Source organism: Natrarchaeobius halalkaliphilus, from assembly GCF_003841485.1.
GTDB lineage: Archaea > Halobacteriota > Halobacteria > Halobacteriales > Natrialbaceae > Natrarchaeobius > Natrarchaeobius halalkaliphilus.
This window is the reverse complement of sequence record NZ_REFY01000005.1, coordinates 276,423-295,016: the sequence shown is the minus strand read 5'-3', so window position 1 is coordinate 295,016 and position 18,594 is coordinate 276,423. Positions and strand designations below refer to the sequence as shown.

Here is an 18,594-nt window from a genome sequence, read left to right as displayed (position 1 = left end):
GTGTCCCATACTGAACCGATATTTTATAGCTTCTTAGCAATTGCGGCATTACTGGCTCTCACCGTTCCACCTCTGATTGCGATCTAAAATAACACCACAGGGTGTTATACAACTCGAATCCTCACCGAGTTATCGTTGAGCTAAAACAGCTGTCAACCGATGATGTCAGTCAGCGAAGGAACGCTGACCGGTGATTCTACTCACCTATCAAAACAATTATTTACAGTGCCACTGAGGTATCGCCATGGATGCAGACCCTGAGGATGACCTCACACGCGTAGCAGATGCGTTCGGTACTGCCTTGCGTGAGTACTACGATGGCGACGGCCCCGGTGTGTACACGACGGTACGCGACGACGGCAAACGGACGAAAGCCGATCTAAGCCACTACTTCGATTCACACGACGAGTGGGAATCACCCACCAAACAGGCGTTGACGTACATCCGACCGGGCGACCGCGTCCTCGATGTCGGATGCGGTTCCGGGCGACACGCCCTCTGGTTACAGGAGCAGGGATACGATGTCGTGGCGATCGACCAGAGCCAGCAAGCGATCGACATCTGCGAGGATCGAGGGATCGACTCCTGTTCCGTGATGGATATGACTGACCTGCAGTTCGAGGACGATGCGTTCGACACGATACTCGTCGTCGGGAACATCATCGGGCTTGGTGGTAGTCTCACAGATATCTCCGGATACTTTGACGAATTCGACCGAATTACGACAGACCGCGGTCGGGTTATCACTGATTCCCAGAATCCATTCCCCGACGGTATCGAGGATTCGGCTTACTTCCGAGACAACCAAATCGACGACCGGGACGCTTCTACGGTTCGATTTCGTGTCCAGTACAGGGACCTGGTGGAGGATTGGCTCGAGATCGCCATGCTCGGGGAAGACGAACTCACAACCCTCCTTGAGGACACTTCTTGGTCGGTCACCGAGACGATCGAGACGGCTCCCGGCGATGGGTGGTACTCAGTCGCAATGCAGTGGTACTTCGCGGTCATCGACAAAAATTGACTCACGCTGTCTCTCTCGTCGGGTACCCGTCGCAGGGGATGAGATGACCGAACGTATCAGAAGGTATAAACCGTTGAGAAGGAATGATCGCTCATGCCGGAAAACCTCTGGTTGAGTTTCGCCTTTCTCGCAGCGAGCATCTACGCAACGCTTTCCCTTGTCGACAAGATCGTTCTGGACCGAGATTCGACGGGACCGATTTCGACGACCGCACTGAGTGGCTTCTCGATGATGGCAACGTTCATAGTGGCCGGAATTATGACGCAGAACACCGGATTCGAATCGACCACCATCTCCTCGGAATTACTGCTCGCGATGGGAATCGGAATTCTGGGCGGGTTTGCGTACGTCCTGAGTCTCTGGACGTACTTCATCGGACTCGAGAAATCCGAAGTATCGCGGTTCATCCCGCTTTTATCCCTCGATCTCATCATCGTCCTCGTCTTGGCGTTCGTTCTACTCGGTGAAGGATTCCAGCCCGTGGTCTATGTCGGCGTGTTCGTTATTTTTCTCGGAACCGTACTCATCTCGCTGGACAACGCGAGTTTGACAGCCGGGTTCAAATCCAAACAAGCGCTTTTCTGGGGGTTGCTGGTCGCCGGGACGACGGCAGCACTGCAACTCATCCTCGAGTTTATGACGGCCCATCTGTCTCTTTTTGGTATCATGTTCTGGGTCGGGATCGGCGGTGTGTTTTCGTTGTGTGGCCTGTTGGCGTGGAAACTGGTTCAGGCAGGCCGTCTTCCATCGGGTGCGTTTGAGTCGGCCGTGAGCGCCCAGGGTGGCGTCCTTCTCATCCGTGGCGGATTCATCGCGATCGCCTACTACGCCTTCGTTCTGGCACTCGAAACCGGTCCAGTTTCAATTGCCGTCGCAGTTCTCAAACTGGACGTCTTTCTGGTGTTTTTCGGGGCGTTAGTGTTGAGCAAGATTGCCCCGGCGATCCTTCACGAACCCACCAATCGGCGGATCCTCGTTCAAAAATTCACCGCATCGGGACTGATCGTTGGCGGCGTCGTTATCATCCAGACGGTTACCGCCTGATCTGTTTGCCCGGACGACCGTTTCGGTCGACCGTCCTTCGAGAGCAACTACAGGCGCTTTAGGCCACTCAGCACCACACCTGGGGCTTGACCTTGAGTTGAGCCCTCGAGATAACAACCACCGTATCGTGACGTTCGTGACCGTCGCGTCCCTAGAGAAGAGTGATTACGAGAACATCCGGTCGACACCCTGATCGATCGTGGAGTCTTCAGGACCCGGGAGGAGAACGGTAATCAGGAGCACAGAGCAGAAGTGGGACAGTAAAATCGCCATGAACAGTTCAGTCGAGATGGTCGTCCCGATCACGCCTGGTGACATAAATGCAGTTCCGACGCCGATTCCCGAAAACCACCAGACGAGAAACAACAGGAGTTTTGCTATCGTGGACGGTGTGACCTCTTCGTCCTGTGGGTGACCCACGCTTGCGTATCCATCAGCCATTTTCCTACTTGTCTCGTCGGTGGGTATTTATACTTTCCCTCGTCCATCACGGTTACTGACCCGAATCGTACAACTGGACCTGATCCTCTCGACGGAGTCCTTCCGGGTCATCGACCTGCTTTTCGACGATGCAGTCGTGGAGAACGAGAAGATCGAGCCCCATTCCGAAGAAGTCTTTGAGCGCTTCCTGAGAGCGTGTTACGATCGGTTCACCGTGGTCGTTGAACGACGTGTTGAGGAGGACCGGCACACCGGTGAGGGCTTCGAACTCACTAAGGAGATCGTAATACCGGGGGTTCTGCTCCCGGGTAACCGTCTGAGGGCGCGTCGTCTGGTCGGCTGGATGGAGTGCCGCCGGGATCTCTACGCGAGCGCGCTCGGTGGTATCGAACGTCTTGATCATGTACGGTGCCTCCTCGGCATTCACGAGGTACTTCGATGCGGCCGATTTGTGCATCGACGGTGCGAACGGCCGCCACTCCTCGCGGTGTTTCACGTACCGATTCACCCGGTCGCGTGAGGCCGTCGTCCGTGGGTCGGCGAGGATACTCCTGTTACCGAGCGCTCGAGGCCCCATCTCGAGTCGTCCCTGGAACCAGCCGACGAGGTCCCCGTCAGCGAGGCGCTGAGCCACGAATCTGGTAAGGCTGTCCGGCTGTTCGTACGGGACAGCGTTCTTTTCGAGCAATTCTTCCACGTCGTCGGTGTTTTCTGGTCCGTAGTAGACAGTCGATTGTTCGATACTCGACTGGTAGTAGTGGAGTCCAGCACCAAAGGCGAGCCCCCCGTCGTGGGCCAGTGGCTGGGCAAAGAAGTTCTCGACGCGGTCGTGTTCCATGAGTCGTTTGTTGAGCTTGCAGTTGAGTGCAACCCCGCCCGAGACGGCGACGTTCGACGTATCGAACCGGCGACAGTACTCGGAGACGATTTCGATGACTGTCTCTTCGACGAACTGCTGGGTCATAAACGCGAGATCTTTGTGCCAGTCGGTAAACGGATCTCCGGATCGTCTGCGCGGGCGATCGAACAGTCCCTCGAGCGTCCGGAGATCGTCGTAGAAGACGCCGCTCAGACAGCTGGCCACATCGTAATCGACACCGCCAGTGATCTCCTCGAACAGTTGCCGTTGGATCTCTGGGTTGTGTTCACCGTAGGGAGCTAATCCCATTACTTTCCCTTCGCCGTTGTCGGCACGATAGCCGAGGTACTCGGTGATCGCCGCGTAAAACGTACCGAGAGAGTTCGGATCCGAATACGTCCGCTCACGCGAAATGGTCCCATCCTGAGCGTGCCAGACTACTGTTGCATCGTACTCTCCTTTCGCGTCCATCGTGAGAACGAGCCCCTCCTCGAATGGTGCCGGATAGTATGCGCTCGCCGCATGACAGGCGTGGTGCTCGAGTTTCTCGATCGGTGGAAGTGGCCCCCCGAAGGCATCGTAGAGGTACTCTCTGACGGTTTCGACGTACCCATCGCGTCGGGCTCCGGTGTACCTTCCCACCGTTCCGAGGACGGCCGCGAACTTGCTCAGTCGTGACCCTGAACTGAGCTCGTCGTCCTCGTAGAGCCGCCAGCTGAAAAATTCCGGGTTGGTGACGATCCGTCGGAGATTCTCTCGGATGAATCTCCCCGTCAGCTGCGGTTCGTAGGGAAGCAATATCCGGTCGACGTCGGCAAGTTCGATGTCTTCGGCAGCCAGACAGGCTGCGATCGATCGGGTCGGAAACTGCCCTGGTGCGTGTTTGTTTCGGCTGAGTCGCTCCTCTTCGATGCCAAACACCGGTTCTCCGTCGGCAAAGAGTACGCTACTGGGATCGTTGATTCCGAATCCCCTCGTTGCAGGCTTAAATGACAGAGCATACGCTGGCATAATGTGTCTACACGATTATTGAGTAATCATATAACGTTTTCCGTCGGAGACTGTCAGTCAAAACAGCCGAAACCAGAACGGATATATACGGAAGTTTGAAAGTATGGCACGAGATGAAATGAACGACCAGTTTAGCACGCACGTCTCTGCCCTTTTGGACGGAGCAAATCAGACGGTCGTCGTGGGATCGTTGGCGGTTCTCGCCGCCGTTTCTGGCCTCCTCGTTTTACTTCCAGGCCCGACAGGTACCGGAGTCAGTGCACTCGAGGGTTTCTTGCTGTTCGAGGTCGGGTTCGTGTTCGGGCTGGCGCTCGCGATCTCACTGGTCGTCCTCGGGATTATTGCGGTAGGTCCGTGGGGGCGGATCACTCTCGGTGGCGACGACGCGACGCCGGCGTATGGAAACGGAACGTACTTCGCGATGCTGTTCGCGATCGGAATCGCTGCAGGGATCGCGTTCTTTGGCCCTGGTGAAGCAGCCTACTACATGCTCGACGTTCCACCGGGAATCGACCCCGGTGTAGATGCGCACGATCGAGGCGTCTGGGGAATGAGCTTTACCCTGACGCACTGGGGAATCATCACATCGGCGACGTCTGCCGTGTTCGCTGTTCCGATCGGATACTATTACTACCGGGACGATGCCCCGTTCCGCGTCTCGAGTGCATTGTATCCGCTGGTTCGTGATCGACCGATGCTGGCAGCTATCGTCGATATTTTCGCTATTTCGGGGCTCGTCTTCGGTCTGGCGTCGTCGATCATGGAGACGACCCAGAACTTCCTGGCCGGCATCAGCTTCCAGTGGGGTGTGGCGTCCCCGGAGACCGGAACGGTGTTGTTCATTGCTGCGGTAACGCTCGTCTACACGCTTTCTGCGTACACCGGACTCAACAGGGGGATCCGGCGGATTTCGGTCCTCAGTCTCGGACTGTTTCTCGTCATGGGTGGCGCAACCTTCGTGTTCGGTGGTGCATCCGAAATCGTGGGCCTCTCGATCGGTGCGACGGCAGCCCAGCCATCACACCTGTACGCGCTGGCGACGAGCATCCAGACCGAGTGGGTCGCCATCTGGCACCACTACAATACGGCGATCTGGTTCTCGATCTCGGCCGGCTACGGTCTCTTTACTGCCCGAATCTCCTACGGCCGGTCCCTTCGTGAAATCGTCGCCTATGCCGTGGTCGCGAGCGGGCTCGCGAATATGGTCTGGTTTTACGTCGTCGGTGGCGGCGTCGTCCGACAGGCGATCTCCGACGGCGGAGAGACCCTCTCGCTAATCGAGACGGAGGGGTTCGCAGTCGCGGCGTTTCCGTTGCTGCTTGAATTCCCGTTCGGTGAGCTGTTCCTCTTTCTGTTTCTCGGGATCGGGTTGCTGTTCATCATCAACTCCGCGGACTCACAGACGATGAGTGTCGCAATGATGACGAGCAAGAATACGGTCGATCCACCAGGGATCATTCGGGCGTTCTGGGGCACCGCGATCGGGCTGGTGGCGGTGATGCTGATTCTCGTCGGCGGCGCCGATATCGTCGGATCGTTCGCCGTTTTCACCGGTTTCGCCCTCGCGATTCTCGCGGTCGCCGCACTCGCTACGACCCTCGTGTCGATGATTCGCGGATAGGAAGGGGCCACGTTACCCTGTCGCGGCTACACTCGCCGACCACGGGAAAACGTATATATGCTTTCGAATACGCTTATCAGCCACGAGATGTCTCAGCCAAGCCTACAGACGGAATTCGAGTTCACACTACCCAGAGGATACGTCGACGACGAGGGTACCGTTCACAGGGACGGCCGGATGCGTCTTGCGACTGCTGCGGACGAAATCAAACCGCTGAACGATCCTCGCGTGCAAGAGAACGCATCGTATCTGACCGTCCTTCTGCTTTCCCGCGTCACCACACAGATTGGCACCGTTGACGAGGTGTCACCCGACGTCGTCGAGTCTCTGTTCGTTCCGGACCTGGAGTATCTTCAGGAACTGTACGAACGAATCAACGACGGCCGCACAGACTTCGAGGACGTGACGGTCCCCGATGACGAAACCGCCGACTCGACCTCGTCGATTGAACCTGACGAACCACTGAATGTCGACCAGGGTGAAAAGACAACTGCTGAGGAGGACAGCGAACCGGGAAACTCGTAACGGGAATCGACCCGTATCCAACGGAGCGGCTCTACGAAGAAATCGCGTTCGTCGCGTACTACTTCAACTGGTCGCGCCAGGAGATACTCGAGCTTCCCCACTGGGAACGACAGCGCTGGTGCCGCAACATTAGCCAGATAAACGAACAGAAAAACGAGGCGGGCGGTTCGGATACCTCACTCGATCCCGATCACCGGGTCGATGACCTCCCCGTCGCGAACCTCGAGGAGATGATCTGACACCTATGACCGGACACGACAGCCCGTACACGAACTTCACGTACGAAGTACGCATCGACGACGACATGGTCGGTGGCTTCACCAGGATTTCAGGACTTGGTGCCGAATCGAACGTCCTCGAGTATCGTGAGGGTGGACTCCACGAAGTTACGCATACGTTTCCGAGCGACGTGGCCTACTCGAACGTCACGCTTCATCGCGGAGTGACGGACGACGACGGATTTCTCGACTGGATCATGGAATCGCTGTCGGGGGCGAGAGCCGACGTCCGATCGAAAGTGAGCGTTGCGATGAAAGATCGGGAGGATCGAACCAGATGGACGTGGGTCCTGATCAATGCCTATCCAGTGCGGTGGGATGGTCCGGAACTCGTCGCCAACGCACGATCCGACCGAGAGGAAACCGGACTCTCGATCGAACGGCTCGAACTCGCCTACGAGTCACTCGACGCCCGAACCAGCTGATCCATTTTTCACGGCACTCGAGGATCCGGATCACTACCGGACGCGAGTCAGACCGCTCGAGTTTTGGCACTTACGTGCGCGCTGAATCCCAGATAGGGAACAACGCATGGAACGAATGGGAGGTGAACGTTTGTGGACGTGATCGGCTGGACTTGGCTGTCGGAATCATCCGGATAGTTTCGACGGTTGGATCCCAGGCTGGCAACCGATCATCGACCAGCCACTGAACGGTTCGAGCGAAAGCCGTCTCCGATGACGAGTCCGGTAACTGTTCGTACCTTCATAAGCCGGTATCGTTCCCTCGGAAACGACCTCTACCCGACTCGAACAGAGAGGCCGCCCCATCGAACGTACTTTCACACCTTCATAACACCCGAGAACGACTAAGTGACCGTCGTGAGAACGACGCATTCAGCTGTACGCCGACGCGGTGGACCGTTCGGTTCATCGCCGGTCGTACAGGGACGAATACAACGATGCCAGAATACCTCTCACCGGGTGTCTACGTCGAAGAGACGGAAGGATCCAAATCCGTCGAAGGCGTAAGCACCAGCACAGCAGGATTCCTCGGACAGACAGAACGCGGGCCGCTCAAACCGCAGCTCGTGACCGGATTCAACGATTACAAACGAAAGTTCGGCGGCTACGTCGACGATTCGTTTCTCACTCACGCTATCGACGGCTTCTTCAAAAACGGCGGCAGTAGAGCGTTCGTCGGGCGCGTCACGGACGCTTCCCGCTCCGACGTCGGTACTGCGACGCTGAGTAACGACGATGGAGACGACGTCATCGGCGCTCGAGCGGTCGGGCCGGGTGACTGGGGTGGACAGGTCGCCGTAACGGTTACCGACGCACCGATGTCCGCTTCGGACAACACGGTGTTCGGCCTCACCGTCCGCTACTGGTCGGATGCGGATCCCGACGACGTCGAAGACCCCGACGGCGACGAGCCGGACCCGATGCCGACGAACGAAGAACGATTCGACGAGATCAATGCTGACGAAGGGTCGACCCAGTACTACGAGAGCGCGATCGAGGGCTCGTCCAACTTCATCGAGATCGAAAAACTGGGCGACGGCCGGCCGGAGAACCAGACCGTCTGGCTCAAGATTGCAAGCACCGATGGCGGCGTCAACGGTGGCGAAAACGGGGCCGACGGTGGCGACGACGATGGCGATGATGGCGGCGAGGGTCCGGATCTCCCCGACGGGGACGAACTCGAGGACATGACCAAGGACGAACTGGTCGAAGTCGCCGAGGAACTCGACGTCGATACCGATCAGAACAAGCCCGAACTGCTCGAGGAAGTTAAAGCCGCGAGCGAAGCGCAACTCCTCACCGACGGCGGCGACGGGGTAACGGTTGGTGACTATGAGGGCGACGGAACGCCCGGGCAGCGAACGGGCCTCGCTGCGTTCGAAGAGATCTCAAACATTTCGATCGTCTGCGCGCCCGATGAGAACGACGTTCCCGGGCTGACGGAAGCGCTCGTCGCCCACTGTGAGAACATGAAAGAACGGATTGCGGTGCTACAAGCCGAGCAAAACCCCGATCCGGTGGCCGATCACGAGACGCCAGCCGACTCGACGTACGCGGCGTATTACTACCCCTGGATCAACGTGATGCACCCTGAAAAAGGGGTTCAGGAACTGGTTCCGCCGGGCGGTCACGTCGCCGGAATTTACGCCAGAAACGACAACGAAGGCGGCGTCCACGAAGCACCTGCGAACATGGTTGTCCGCGGTGCGATGTCGCTACAGGTCGACCTGACGAAAGCTGAACAGGACATCCTGAATCCGAAGGGAATCAACTGCATCCGGAGCTTCCAGGGGCGTGGGATTCGCGTTTGGGGCGCTCGGACGACTTCGAGCGATCCCGAGTGGAAGTACGTTAACGTTCGTCGTCTGTTCCTGTTCCTCAAGCAATCGATCGACGAGGGAACCCAGTGGGCGGTTTTCGAACCGAATGACCAGGACCTGTGGGCTCGAGTGACTCAGACAATCGAACAGTACCTGACGACTCAGTGGCGCGATGGTGCGTTGATGGGCACCTCGGCCAGCGAGGCATTTTACGTCGACTGTGGAAAGGGATCGACGATGACCCAAGACGATATCGACAACGGACGGCTGATCTGTGAGATCGGTGTAGCTCCGGTGAAGCCGGCTGAGTTCGTGATCTTCAGAATCGGTCAGTGGACCGGAGACTCATAATCCAATGTCCGCAGATATCAGACTTCTCAAGTCGTCGTATTTCACCTTTGAACACGACGGCGATGAGATTCCAACGGTCACCGACATCGAACTTCCCGAGCAACGAATCGAGCAGATCACCCACGACAACGGGAACCCGGACCCGGTACAGGAAACCCAGGGCAGGTTGCTGTTCGGCGACCTCGTAGTCCACCGCGACATCAAGGCGGACATGTCCACCAAGCTGTACGACGAACACGATCTGGCAGCGACAACCGGGGACACCAGCGCGATCAAAAAGCCGCTCACGATCTTCATCAAAGATCAGGAATCCACGACGATTTCCACGCTGAAGTTCACCGGAACGTGGGTCAAAGAGTATCATCCACCGACGTTGTGTGCCATGCGGTCGGACACGGCGACCGAGATGTTCGTCATCTCCGTCGACTACATGGAGGAAGAGTAATCCGATGCCAGTTACATCGACACCGATCGAATCCGATGACTTCGACGTTGACTTTGGTGGTCGAGAAGTGCCTCAGTTCTTCCGGGTGAACCTACCGAAACGGAACATTCCGGTCATCGAACACCAGGTTGGCTCGGGACCACGACACCCGATAAAACACGCCGATCAACCCGACTTTGGGGGAACCTTCACCGCGGAACTCTACGCCCAAAGCGGGAAATCGGCGATCGACAAGTGGTGGGAGGCGATGCGAGACTTCAGCGACGACGAACACGAGCAGGTGATTAGCGTCACGGCCAAGGACCCCAGCGACAACCCCGTCGTCCGCTGGAAATTCACCAACGCACGGATGGTCAAGTACGAGTACGGAGACACGCTCAGTGGCGGCGAAGCGATCAAGATCATCATTACCATCTCCTACGACAAGATGGATCGCGAGATGGCCTAACTCCTCTCGCGGAACCGTCTGTTGCGTACCGAATTCTTCACAGTAAGGCTCGATTTTGCCGGACACGAGCGCCACGCTCGGAGGGTACGGCGATCCCAGTGGCCAAATCGGCCCTCCTCACGGCCCCGAATGATTAAGTACACCGGCAACAGTTTCTCCGTATCAGAACGGATGGACGAGTCAAGAGTCAACCCATGGTCCGCGATCAGGTGGTGAACCGTGACGTCGACTGATCGCGTGCCGGACCTCCTTACGGTGCGCTCGATCGCTTCTCAGGTCCCCAATGACGCTCTCGGAACTGTCGACCGTGACGTCGCTGGCGTCGGTCGCGACGGCCCCCTCGAGTCAGTTGTCCGTCGTCACGGGAACTCGATGGTCCGGTCCGAGCCGTTCGGTTCGTCGAAAAAACGGCAGCCGCTTCCCATCGGCGTCAGGCAAATCCCGCAAGTGCCGATGACCCAACTGCAGTTCTTCGAGGATCACGACGAAGACGCCGACCGATGGGGGAGTTCACGGCACGATTCCCTCGCCGATCACGCCTCTCGTTCACCCCATCGACGCTCGCAATCGGTTCGACGGGAAAAAACTGGTCGGCGAATTCAGCGCCAGTCACTCTCGAGTTCCAACGCCTCGACGCGTTCTCCCTCGTACCGATTCCCAAAAGCAACGGGTTCGTCGGACGGTGCGACCGCGCCAGGAGTGCTCGATACCTTCGGCCCAGTTGATTCGGGCGGTACGGACGGTCGAGTCGGTCCGATCGATCCACCCGAATCTGACTTGCAGGGCGTTGCCGACACTATCGGTACGGATGGGTCGAACGGTTCAGCCAACATCCCAGTGGTCCACGGCCGCTCGTCCAGCTCTCGAGTGCGTGCGAACACCTCGCGACGCTGGACCGGTTCGAAGCGGACGGCGTACGGAACCGTTCCAGGACGTATTACGGAGTCGCGCCACGTGGAGACCGACGAATTTCCGGTGGACCCAGCTCGGTCGGGAGAGGCAACGAACCGACGCGAGGGGGAGCCGAGGCAGGGGACCAAGAGGAGAACGCAGACTGCACGGACGAGAGCACCGTCACGCGGTACTGGACGCGGAAGCGGACGCGAAGGCGGATCGAGGACGGGTACCGTTCGGTCGTCTCCTGGGTCACGCTCGCGGCGATGGGCGTCACGCCACCACGTCGACGGCGTGCGGGGTACCGCCAGTCCCGTCCGAAAGGACGAGTGGGACGGACGGGACGCGTCGGTGTCAGGGAACCCACCAGACCGCGTTTCGGCGCGATCTACCGGTGAATCGTTCGCCCGTTCTATTCGACGCCGTCGAACCGCTGGTTCCGGTGTACCCGCGAATGTAGCTCTCTCTCACGGGTCGAATGCGAGATCGACCCGAGTGTCGTCCGCGTCGGGCTCGAAGTCAGGGGGTGAACTGGCAGCATCGAACCATGTGCCGGAGCCGAACAACTCACGAAACCTTCCTCGAGGCGCCGCTCAACAACCCGGATTACGACCAGGCGGTTCCAGCGAACGCTCCCGGTCAGAGCCAGCGGAAGCTCACGCGACCGAGTCTGTTGCTCGTCCCCCTCTCGATCGTTCCCGCCCGGAGTTCGAGGGGCCGACGACGCATTCGATCGGTGGTTGGGAGTTGGCCGCCACATCGGTTCCTGCCGGAGACCGATCCGTCTCGCCGAGCGGTCGATCGGGGACCACCTTCGCGCGGTCAATTCGTCGCCGTCGTGCACCCACTCGCGTCGGTTCGATACCTGGTCGCCGTGACGCAAGCACCCGCGCCGGTTCGTCGGCTCCGTACCCGCTTCGAGAGCTGTACATTCCTGTGCCCGGCCTTGCATCCGCCCCGTTATTTGACACCGAATCAGGCCCCGAATCAGCGAGCTCCCGAGCCGAATACGGCCAGAACCCCGCCCCGTCTGGACGTGCGAGTGCCCACGGTCACTCACCCCGGCCGACCACGGCTGAATCCGCCCCGGTCGAGGCCGGTCACTCGCGTTCACATCGCACTCTCGGATCGAAGCCCGCAATCCACAGCGGTTCCACGGGAGATACCGGGGACCATCCCATCGAGCTTCCGGTGGGGGACGTCCCCGATGCCTACTCGGTCGAACGGGTGCGAGCGCGGTTTACCGCGGCCGTCCAGCAACGATACACACCACCACGCGACTCCGCAAGGAAGGTGAATCGAACCGGGAGCGGGATACGGAAATCCGATCGGGGGCCGGCCGGAACGCTGATCACAACGTCCTCGCCGGAACCACCCGCTCGCAGTGATCGAGCTAGCGGCGACTCACGCCGGTTGTACAGCTCGCACACCCATCGAACCCCCCGGTCCCGAAGTGTCGAGGGCGACCGATCGCCGCGGCCCAAGACCACCGACCCCCTCGAGACAGCGAATGGAGACTTCGCGGCGGAAACTCCCCGTCAGGAACCCGAGAGTCCTTCTCGAGCGACGTCTCGAGGAGTGGAAGTTGCGGCAGCTGCCGTCTCGTCCCGGGGCGTTGCCGCTCGATCGTTGGGGGACGTCGAGGAGCCGCGTTCGCGCGGCCAACTCGTCCGTTCGGTGCAGCGGCGACATGTCGTCACCACGGCAAGCCCGATGACCGCTCCCGGTCTGACTCCACAGAGAGGGCGGGTACCAGCCGAGCGGCGTTCGTCGTCACGTAATGACGTTCACGAGCACGGGGGCGTCGACTCGGACGCGGACTCGAGCGGTGACTTTCGAGAGCGTTCGGCACCGCTAGACTCGATGGCCGCCGGGGAAGACCCGGTGCGTACTCTTCGAAGAGGGACCGGCACCGTGTTCGTCACCGACCGGAGCACTGTGGCTCCGTGGAACGGCACCCGACGGTCACGGGGAACCCGCGACGACATCACTCCACCATCCGTCTCGCGTTCGGAGGACGAGCCGTCCACGCGGAAGCGATCAGGTGCGAGCGACCGTCCCGACCTGTTACCGAAACGACCCGCATGGAGGTCACTGACGGGAGCAATCCAGCGCCGCGACGCCGTTGACCGGTCGACGGACGAGCTGACACGAACTGTTGTCCACGAATCGACCACAGGTAGGCGGTCGGGTCGAAGGCGAGCCGTGAACGGGCAGCCCGATCCGGCGTTCACTCACGCGAAACTCCCTCCGGTGAGGGGGCCGGCTCGGTCCAGCGAACGAGTGGTCCATCCAGACGCCACTCCTCCAGTTGTTCCAGATCCGTCGAGCGAGTCCGTTCGAACGGGGACGACGCGTTCCGAACCGACGGTATCGGACCCTCCGCAACCGACTGGTGCCATCGAAGAATCGGCCGCGTATCCAGGTGCGACAAACGAGCCCCGGCAGCCGCGAGACGACGCAAGTCTTGTCCAGCCACGGCGTCGAGACGGTGTCAATCAGGTGGACCTCGAGGCGGTGCTCCAGTCGAGGGGCCTCATCGACGATCTCGTCGAGAAGATCTATCGGAAAACCGAACGAAAAAGACAAATCGACCGCGAGAGAAGGGGGCTGTAGATGAGCGGGTCTCTAGAGCGAGCGTACATTACGATTCTCGACGGTAGCAACGCCGGGACGAAACTCGAGTGTGCGTTCAATCCCAATGAGTATCAGTTGAACAGGCAGGCCGGATACGGCGAGCATCGAACGGCACTCAACGCTCCGATACAGCAGTTCACGAACGGCGTTGCGGATACGCTTACTGTTGAGTTGTTCTTCGATACCACCGAGACGCAGGCGGACGTCAGAACGGAGTACACGGACGTGATCGACTCGTTGATGGCAGTCGACGGCAAACTCCACGCTCCGCCATCGTGTCGGTTCGTCTGGGGAAACGGCCTGGCGTTCAAATCCATCGTCGTCGAAGCCGACAAACGCTTTACGCGCTTTCGGCCCGACGGAACGCCCGTGCGGGCCTGGGTTGACGTCACATTCAAACAGCACGCAGATCCGAAACAGCAAAAGCGACGGATCAAACACGAATCGACGGACAAAACGAAGCTCAAAACGGTGTCCGAAGGTGACACGCTCTGGCTCATCGCGGCAGCGGAGTACGGTGATCCATCCCACTGGCGGACGATCGCCGAGGCCAACGAACTCGAGAATCCTCGAGAGATCCCGCCGGGGACCAAACTCTCTCTTCCGCCGCTATGACGAGCCATTTGTCACCGGCGATCACGGCAGCGCTGTTGGGGTTCCGAGTCGGCGTCCATCGGCGGGTCAACCACGAGTACACTGGTCGGAGTGAACGATTTGCGTCACCGACGCGAACGGTCGCTGGGGCTCTCCTCGGCGGGACCGTCACACGCATTCGAGGGTAACCGTGGGGGAGATGTATCCGGGCGCGAAAGCGGCACAGTTCGTCGTCAAAATTGGAACCGAAACGTTCCGCGAATACAGCGAAAGCGTCTCGGAAGTGACCGTCGATACTGCCGTCGACGGCGCTGACCGTTGTCGGATCGCGCTGACCCCCCCGTTCGATCATGAGTTCGGCTCGTTCAAGAACGTCGCGCTGGATTCTATCGGTCCGGGAACAGGGGTCAGTGTCGGGATGGCGTACGGAGAAGAGAGTTCCGCGCAGTTGTTCAGCGGCGAAGTCGAAACGGTCGAACCGACGTTTCCAACGGCTGAGCCGCCCTGGATCGTCGTTACGGCCTATGGCCACAGCCGAAAGATGATGCGCGGGACACGTTCTGACTCCTGGAAGGGGAAGTCGCTCGAGGCGATCGTCGAGTCGATCGCCTCGAACTACTTCGAGGACATCGAAATCGAGGACGGTGGAATAACACCACAAGGTGTTATCCAAGACAACGAAAGCGATTACCGTTTCCTCAAACGAGTCGCTGCGAAGTACGGTTTCGAGTTCTTCTCGTCGGCCGGGACACTCTACTTCGTGCCCCGAGACGGCGGCGTGTCACCGGGAGATCCAGTCACGACGTTGACGTATGGCTCGTCACTCGAGTCGTTTTCGGCGACGACGAAGGCGTTGCGCCACGGTGCTGTCGTGGTGAAGTACTGGGATCGAGAACGACGAAAGAAGATCAGTGCAGAGGCGAACAACGGAAGCGGTGGAAGTCCGGAGGTCTTTCGTATCCGAGTCAGTTCTCAGGCCGAGGCACAGCGGATCGCCGATTCTAAACTCCACACGTCGCGAGTTACCGGGGTTGCCAAGACGTTTGGAATTCCGTCTCTCGTCGCGGGAGAGGTGGTCGAACTGACCGGATTTAGTTCGGAGTACGAAAAGAATTATTACATAACGGACGCAATCCACCGCATCGGCGACGACGGGTACAAAACGGAGTTCGAAGTTCGAGGGCTGTAAGATATATGTTCGAAACACCGATTGACGACGATTCTGGCGAGGCGAAACTGTACGGCGTCCACAGTGCGACGGTCGTCGACACCGACGATCCGGAGGATAAATCCCGAGTACAGGTAAATTTGAACAACCGTGAGGACCCGGGTGAGCTGTGGGCCCGCGTCGCCAGGTTCATGGCCGGAGATGGCTTCGGCTCTCACTTCCAGCCCGATACAGGCGCAGAGGTACTCGTTACGTTCGAGAATGCAGATCTCGACGGACAGCCGTTCGTGGTCGGGTCGTTACACAACGAAGGCGAAAACCTGATCGACGACATGCGCAAGGACGTCGAACGGTTCGCCGAAGCCTACAAACTGGGTAAGATGATGTACCACTCGATGAGTTCGGAGAAAGAGAGCCCAAAACCCGACGAAAGGATGAAGGCAGTACGGTCCTGGGCAGATTATATCCCGTTTATCGCGAACGACGCAAATAAGATCACCACCAAGACGGGATCGGAACTCGCGTTCGCGAACATGTATCCAAAGGTTGGACCGGGATACGCCGACGAGATGATTCAGGATATCGGTGAGAAAGTTGCGGAAGGTGAACGAATGGTTGCCTCGTTCGACGCGAACAGGGCGAACTTCGAGATCGACGACGTGTCGGTTGACCCGCCCGCGACCGAAGGCGAACTGCTCGAGGTGACGGCAACGGTGGTAAACACGGGATCTGAAGAGGCGACACAGTCGATCGGATTGAATCTCCTCGGCGAACAGGTCGACGACGATGACCTCGAGCTCGAGGAAGACGAAGAGGACGCCGTCACGTTCGAAGGGGTGTTCGATCCCGACACCGACGAAGATGGGACGTACGAGGTCTCGGTCTCGGTCTTCTCCGAAGACGATTCAAAGACGACATCGTTCGAGGTCGAGGCGGTCGACGACGATGATAACGATGACGACGGGAAAGCGTCGGACGACATCAAAGGCGCGACTGGATACCTGGACGGCAGCGAGGTCGACGACGCGATTACCGGCGCGATCGGTTCGGTCGGTGACGCTTCCGCAGCCGACAGCGTCGGTCGATTCATGGACACGACAGAGATCAGCGGGGCCTCTAACACGCTCGGCGGACTCGATGACTGGGTCGGCGATCCTGGTGCCGAGACTGGTGACGTCGTGTCTGACTTATCGGGCTTTACGGAGCTGTCCGACGTTCCTGGCGTGACACCGAAGGACACGCCCAATCTGTCGTCGATTGCACTCCAGACCCAGGCAAAGCGGGGACTCGGCGTCGACGATCTGATCAAAACGGTCAGCCTGTCGGACCCACTGAAAAATTCCGTTAGCCTTACTCGAACCGGCGTTAGCCTGTACACGAAGAAACCGGGTACAGCAGACGTTCTCGACGTGGCCAGCAATCCGATGAACGCGTTGAAGGAAGCTGGAGGTGGCCAGATCAGCATGACCGCCCATGGCGACGCGAAGTCGCCGCTTCGTGGGGAGATTAGCATGACTGCGACCGACGGTGATCAGGGGCCGATGGGCGGGACGATCGACCTGAGTACGACCAGTTCCACCACCCAGACCGGCGGCGAGATCAATTTGACGTGCGCGAAGCCAACGGCCACCCGGGGCGGCGATATCAACCTCACCGCTGGTCATCCTCAGCTGACGGCTTCCGGAAATATCGAGATCAAGAGTAACGGAATCACGATCTCCGCGGATTCGATCTCCATCGAGGCGACGAAGAGCCTCGACCTAAGCGCGCCCGACATCACCATCGACGGCCAGCGAACCACGATCAACGGTACCAAACAGACGACCGTCAAGGGCAAACAAACGACGGTTCAGGGCGACGAAACGACTGTCAAGGGAAAACAGTCGGCGACCGTCGAGGCCAAAACCACGACTGTCGAGGGGCAGAATACGACGGTCGATGGGGCGAAATCGGCGACTGTCAAGGGGAAAGCGACCACCGTCGAGGGTCGAACCAGCGCGACGGTCAAAGGGAAAGCGGTCACTCTCGACGGGAAAATGACGACGGTAAAAGCCAAGTCAGCAGCAACGATCGACGGACAGATGGTCACGTTGAAAGGCAAAAACCTCGTGAAGGCACAGGCACCGTTAATCAAACTCAACTGAACCGAGACCACAACAGTTCCACTATGAACCGAGTACACACACCGATGCAAACGGATCGAACGGAGACCACACCCAGCGGGCGATCGACAGGAGGGAGCTAGATGGGGAAACCAGCGGCGCGAGTCGGTGATCCGACAGCGCACGGCGAACCGCTCTCGCCAGGTCCGGGCAGCCCGACTGTCCTGATCGGCGGTCAACCGGCGTGGCGAGCGGGATCCGACTTCGCCTCGTGTTCGATCCCCAACTCCGGCGGCGCACCTCACGGCGGTGGCACGGCCGTTCCGACGACCGGGACGGTGCTAATCAACAACCTCCCGGCGGCGCGAGTCGCCGATCAGATTCCCGAAGCAGCGTCGGACGTTGGACCGAATAGTATCGCGGTGGGAGAACCAACAGTGCTAATTGGGCCGTGACCATGGTCCGAGATACCCATCCAGAAGATCCGTTCCCCGGGAGCGGCTGGCAATTCCCAGTAAGCACCGATCACAGAGGAGACATTGCACTCTCGTCAGATAACGAAAGCGTCGAAGAAGCGATCAGGATCATCGTCGGAACGGCGAAGGGGGAACGAGTGATGCGTCCCGAATTTGGCTGTGACATTCACGACCACGTCTTCGACTCGATCAACGGAGCGACGATGTCGCTCGCCGAAGAAAGCGTCAGGGAGGCATTGATCGCCTGGGAGCCGCGGATCGACGTTCGTGACGTCGACGCGAGTGCGGATCCGGACCACCCGAACACGCTGTTGATCACGATACGGTACGTCGTCAGGTCGACGAACTCGGAGGGAAACATGGTGTATCCCTTTTACATTAACGAGTGATCA

General features: G+C 59.1%; 16 protein-coding genes. 14 read left to right on the top strand and 2 right to left on the bottom strand.

The window, feature by feature from the left end:
- Positions 1 to 244: 244 nt before the first annotated feature.
- Positions 245 to 1,024, top strand: coding sequence for a class I SAM-dependent methyltransferase (locus EA462_RS14085; RefSeq protein ID WP_124179214.1), 780 nt, complete (start codon positions 245 to 247; stop codon positions 1,022 to 1,024).
- A gap of 93 nt (positions 1,025 to 1,117) precedes the next feature.
- Positions 1,118 to 2,068 (top strand): EamA family transporter, encoded by a 951-nt coding sequence (locus tag EA462_RS14080; protein WP_124179213.1) that lies wholly within the window; start codon positions 1,118 to 1,120, stop codon positions 2,066 to 2,068.
- 165 nt (positions 2,069 to 2,233) lie between these two features.
- Here EA462_RS14080 and EA462_RS14075 read toward each other — a convergent pair whose 3' ends face one another.
- A complete protein-coding gene (locus EA462_RS14075; RefSeq protein WP_124179212.1) occupies positions 2,234 to 2,509 on the bottom strand; it encodes a hypothetical protein in 276 nt (91 codons plus the stop codon).
- A gap of 52 nt (positions 2,510 to 2,561) precedes the next feature.
- Positions 2,562 to 4,379, bottom strand: a complete 1,818-nt coding sequence (locus EA462_RS14070) for a carbamoyltransferase family protein (protein ID WP_124179211.1) — start codon at positions 4,377 to 4,379, stop codon at positions 2,562 to 2,564.
- 103 nt (positions 4,380 to 4,482) lie between these two features.
- Here EA462_RS14070 and EA462_RS14065 point away from each other — a divergent pair, with 103 nt between their 5' ends.
- From EA462_RS14065 to EA462_RS14010, 12 genes are all read left to right on the top strand, one after another.
- Positions 4,483 to 6,000 (top strand): BCCT family transporter, encoded by a 1,518-nt coding sequence (locus EA462_RS14065; RefSeq protein ID WP_124179210.1) that lies wholly within the window; start codon positions 4,483 to 4,485, stop codon positions 5,998 to 6,000.
- An 87-nt stretch (positions 6,001 to 6,087) separates the two neighbouring features.
- The gene (locus tag EA462_RS14060; protein ID WP_207891666.1) at positions 6,088 to 6,525 is read left to right on the top strand and encodes a hypothetical protein; all 438 of its coding nucleotides are present in this window, start codon (positions 6,088 to 6,090) and stop codon (positions 6,523 to 6,525) included.
- 5 nt (positions 6,526 to 6,530) lie between these two features.
- Positions 6,531 to 6,764, top strand: a complete 234-nt coding sequence (locus EA462_RS17810) for a DUF6760 family protein (protein ID WP_124179294.1) — start codon at positions 6,531 to 6,533, stop codon at positions 6,762 to 6,764.
- 5 nt (positions 6,765 to 6,769) lie between these two features.
- Positions 6,770 to 7,228, top strand: a complete 459-nt coding sequence (locus EA462_RS14050; RefSeq protein ID WP_124179209.1) for a phage tail protein — start codon at positions 6,770 to 6,772, stop codon at positions 7,226 to 7,228.
- 476 nt (positions 7,229 to 7,704) lie between these two features.
- Complete coding sequence (locus tag EA462_RS14045) at positions 7,705 to 9,438, top strand: phage tail sheath family protein (RefSeq protein WP_124179208.1); 1,734 nt, start codon at positions 7,705 to 7,707, stop codon at positions 9,436 to 9,438.
- Between the two features lie 4 nt (positions 9,439 to 9,442).
- Positions 9,443 to 9,883 (top strand): phage tail protein, encoded by a 441-nt coding sequence (locus tag EA462_RS14040; protein ID WP_124179207.1) that lies wholly within the window; start codon positions 9,443 to 9,445, stop codon positions 9,881 to 9,883.
- Positions 9,884 to 9,887: 4 nt separating this feature from the next.
- Entirely contained in the window at positions 9,888 to 10,331 is a 444-nt protein-coding gene (locus tag EA462_RS14035) for a phage tail protein (protein ID WP_124179206.1), read from the top strand.
- 3,510 nt (positions 10,332 to 13,841) lie between these two features.
- Positions 13,842 to 14,477: a CIS tube protein gene (locus EA462_RS14030; RefSeq protein ID WP_124179205.1), complete on the top strand. Its 636-nt coding sequence runs from the start codon at positions 13,842 to 13,844 to the stop codon at positions 14,475 to 14,477.
- 178 nt (positions 14,478 to 14,655) lie between these two features.
- Positions 14,656 to 15,645 carry a phage late control D family protein gene (locus tag EA462_RS14025; RefSeq protein WP_243641434.1) on the top strand — a complete coding sequence of 330 codons (990 nt, stop codon included), beginning with the start codon at positions 14,656 to 14,658 and terminating at the stop codon, positions 15,643 to 15,645.
- A 5-nt stretch (positions 15,646 to 15,650) separates the two neighbouring features.
- Positions 15,651 to 17,768 (top strand): phage baseplate assembly protein V, encoded by a 2,118-nt coding sequence (locus EA462_RS14020; RefSeq protein ID WP_124179203.1) that lies wholly within the window; start codon positions 15,651 to 15,653, stop codon positions 17,766 to 17,768.
- 101 nt (positions 17,769 to 17,869) lie between these two features.
- A complete protein-coding gene (locus EA462_RS14015) occupies positions 17,870 to 18,181 on the top strand; it encodes a PAAR domain-containing protein (protein ID WP_124179202.1) in 312 nt (103 codons plus the stop codon).
- A gap of 2 nt (positions 18,182 to 18,183) precedes the next feature.
- Positions 18,184 to 18,591, top strand: a complete 408-nt coding sequence (locus EA462_RS14010; RefSeq protein ID WP_124179201.1) for a GPW/gp25 family protein — start codon at positions 18,184 to 18,186, stop codon at positions 18,589 to 18,591.
- Positions 18,592 to 18,594 lie beyond the last annotated feature (3 nt).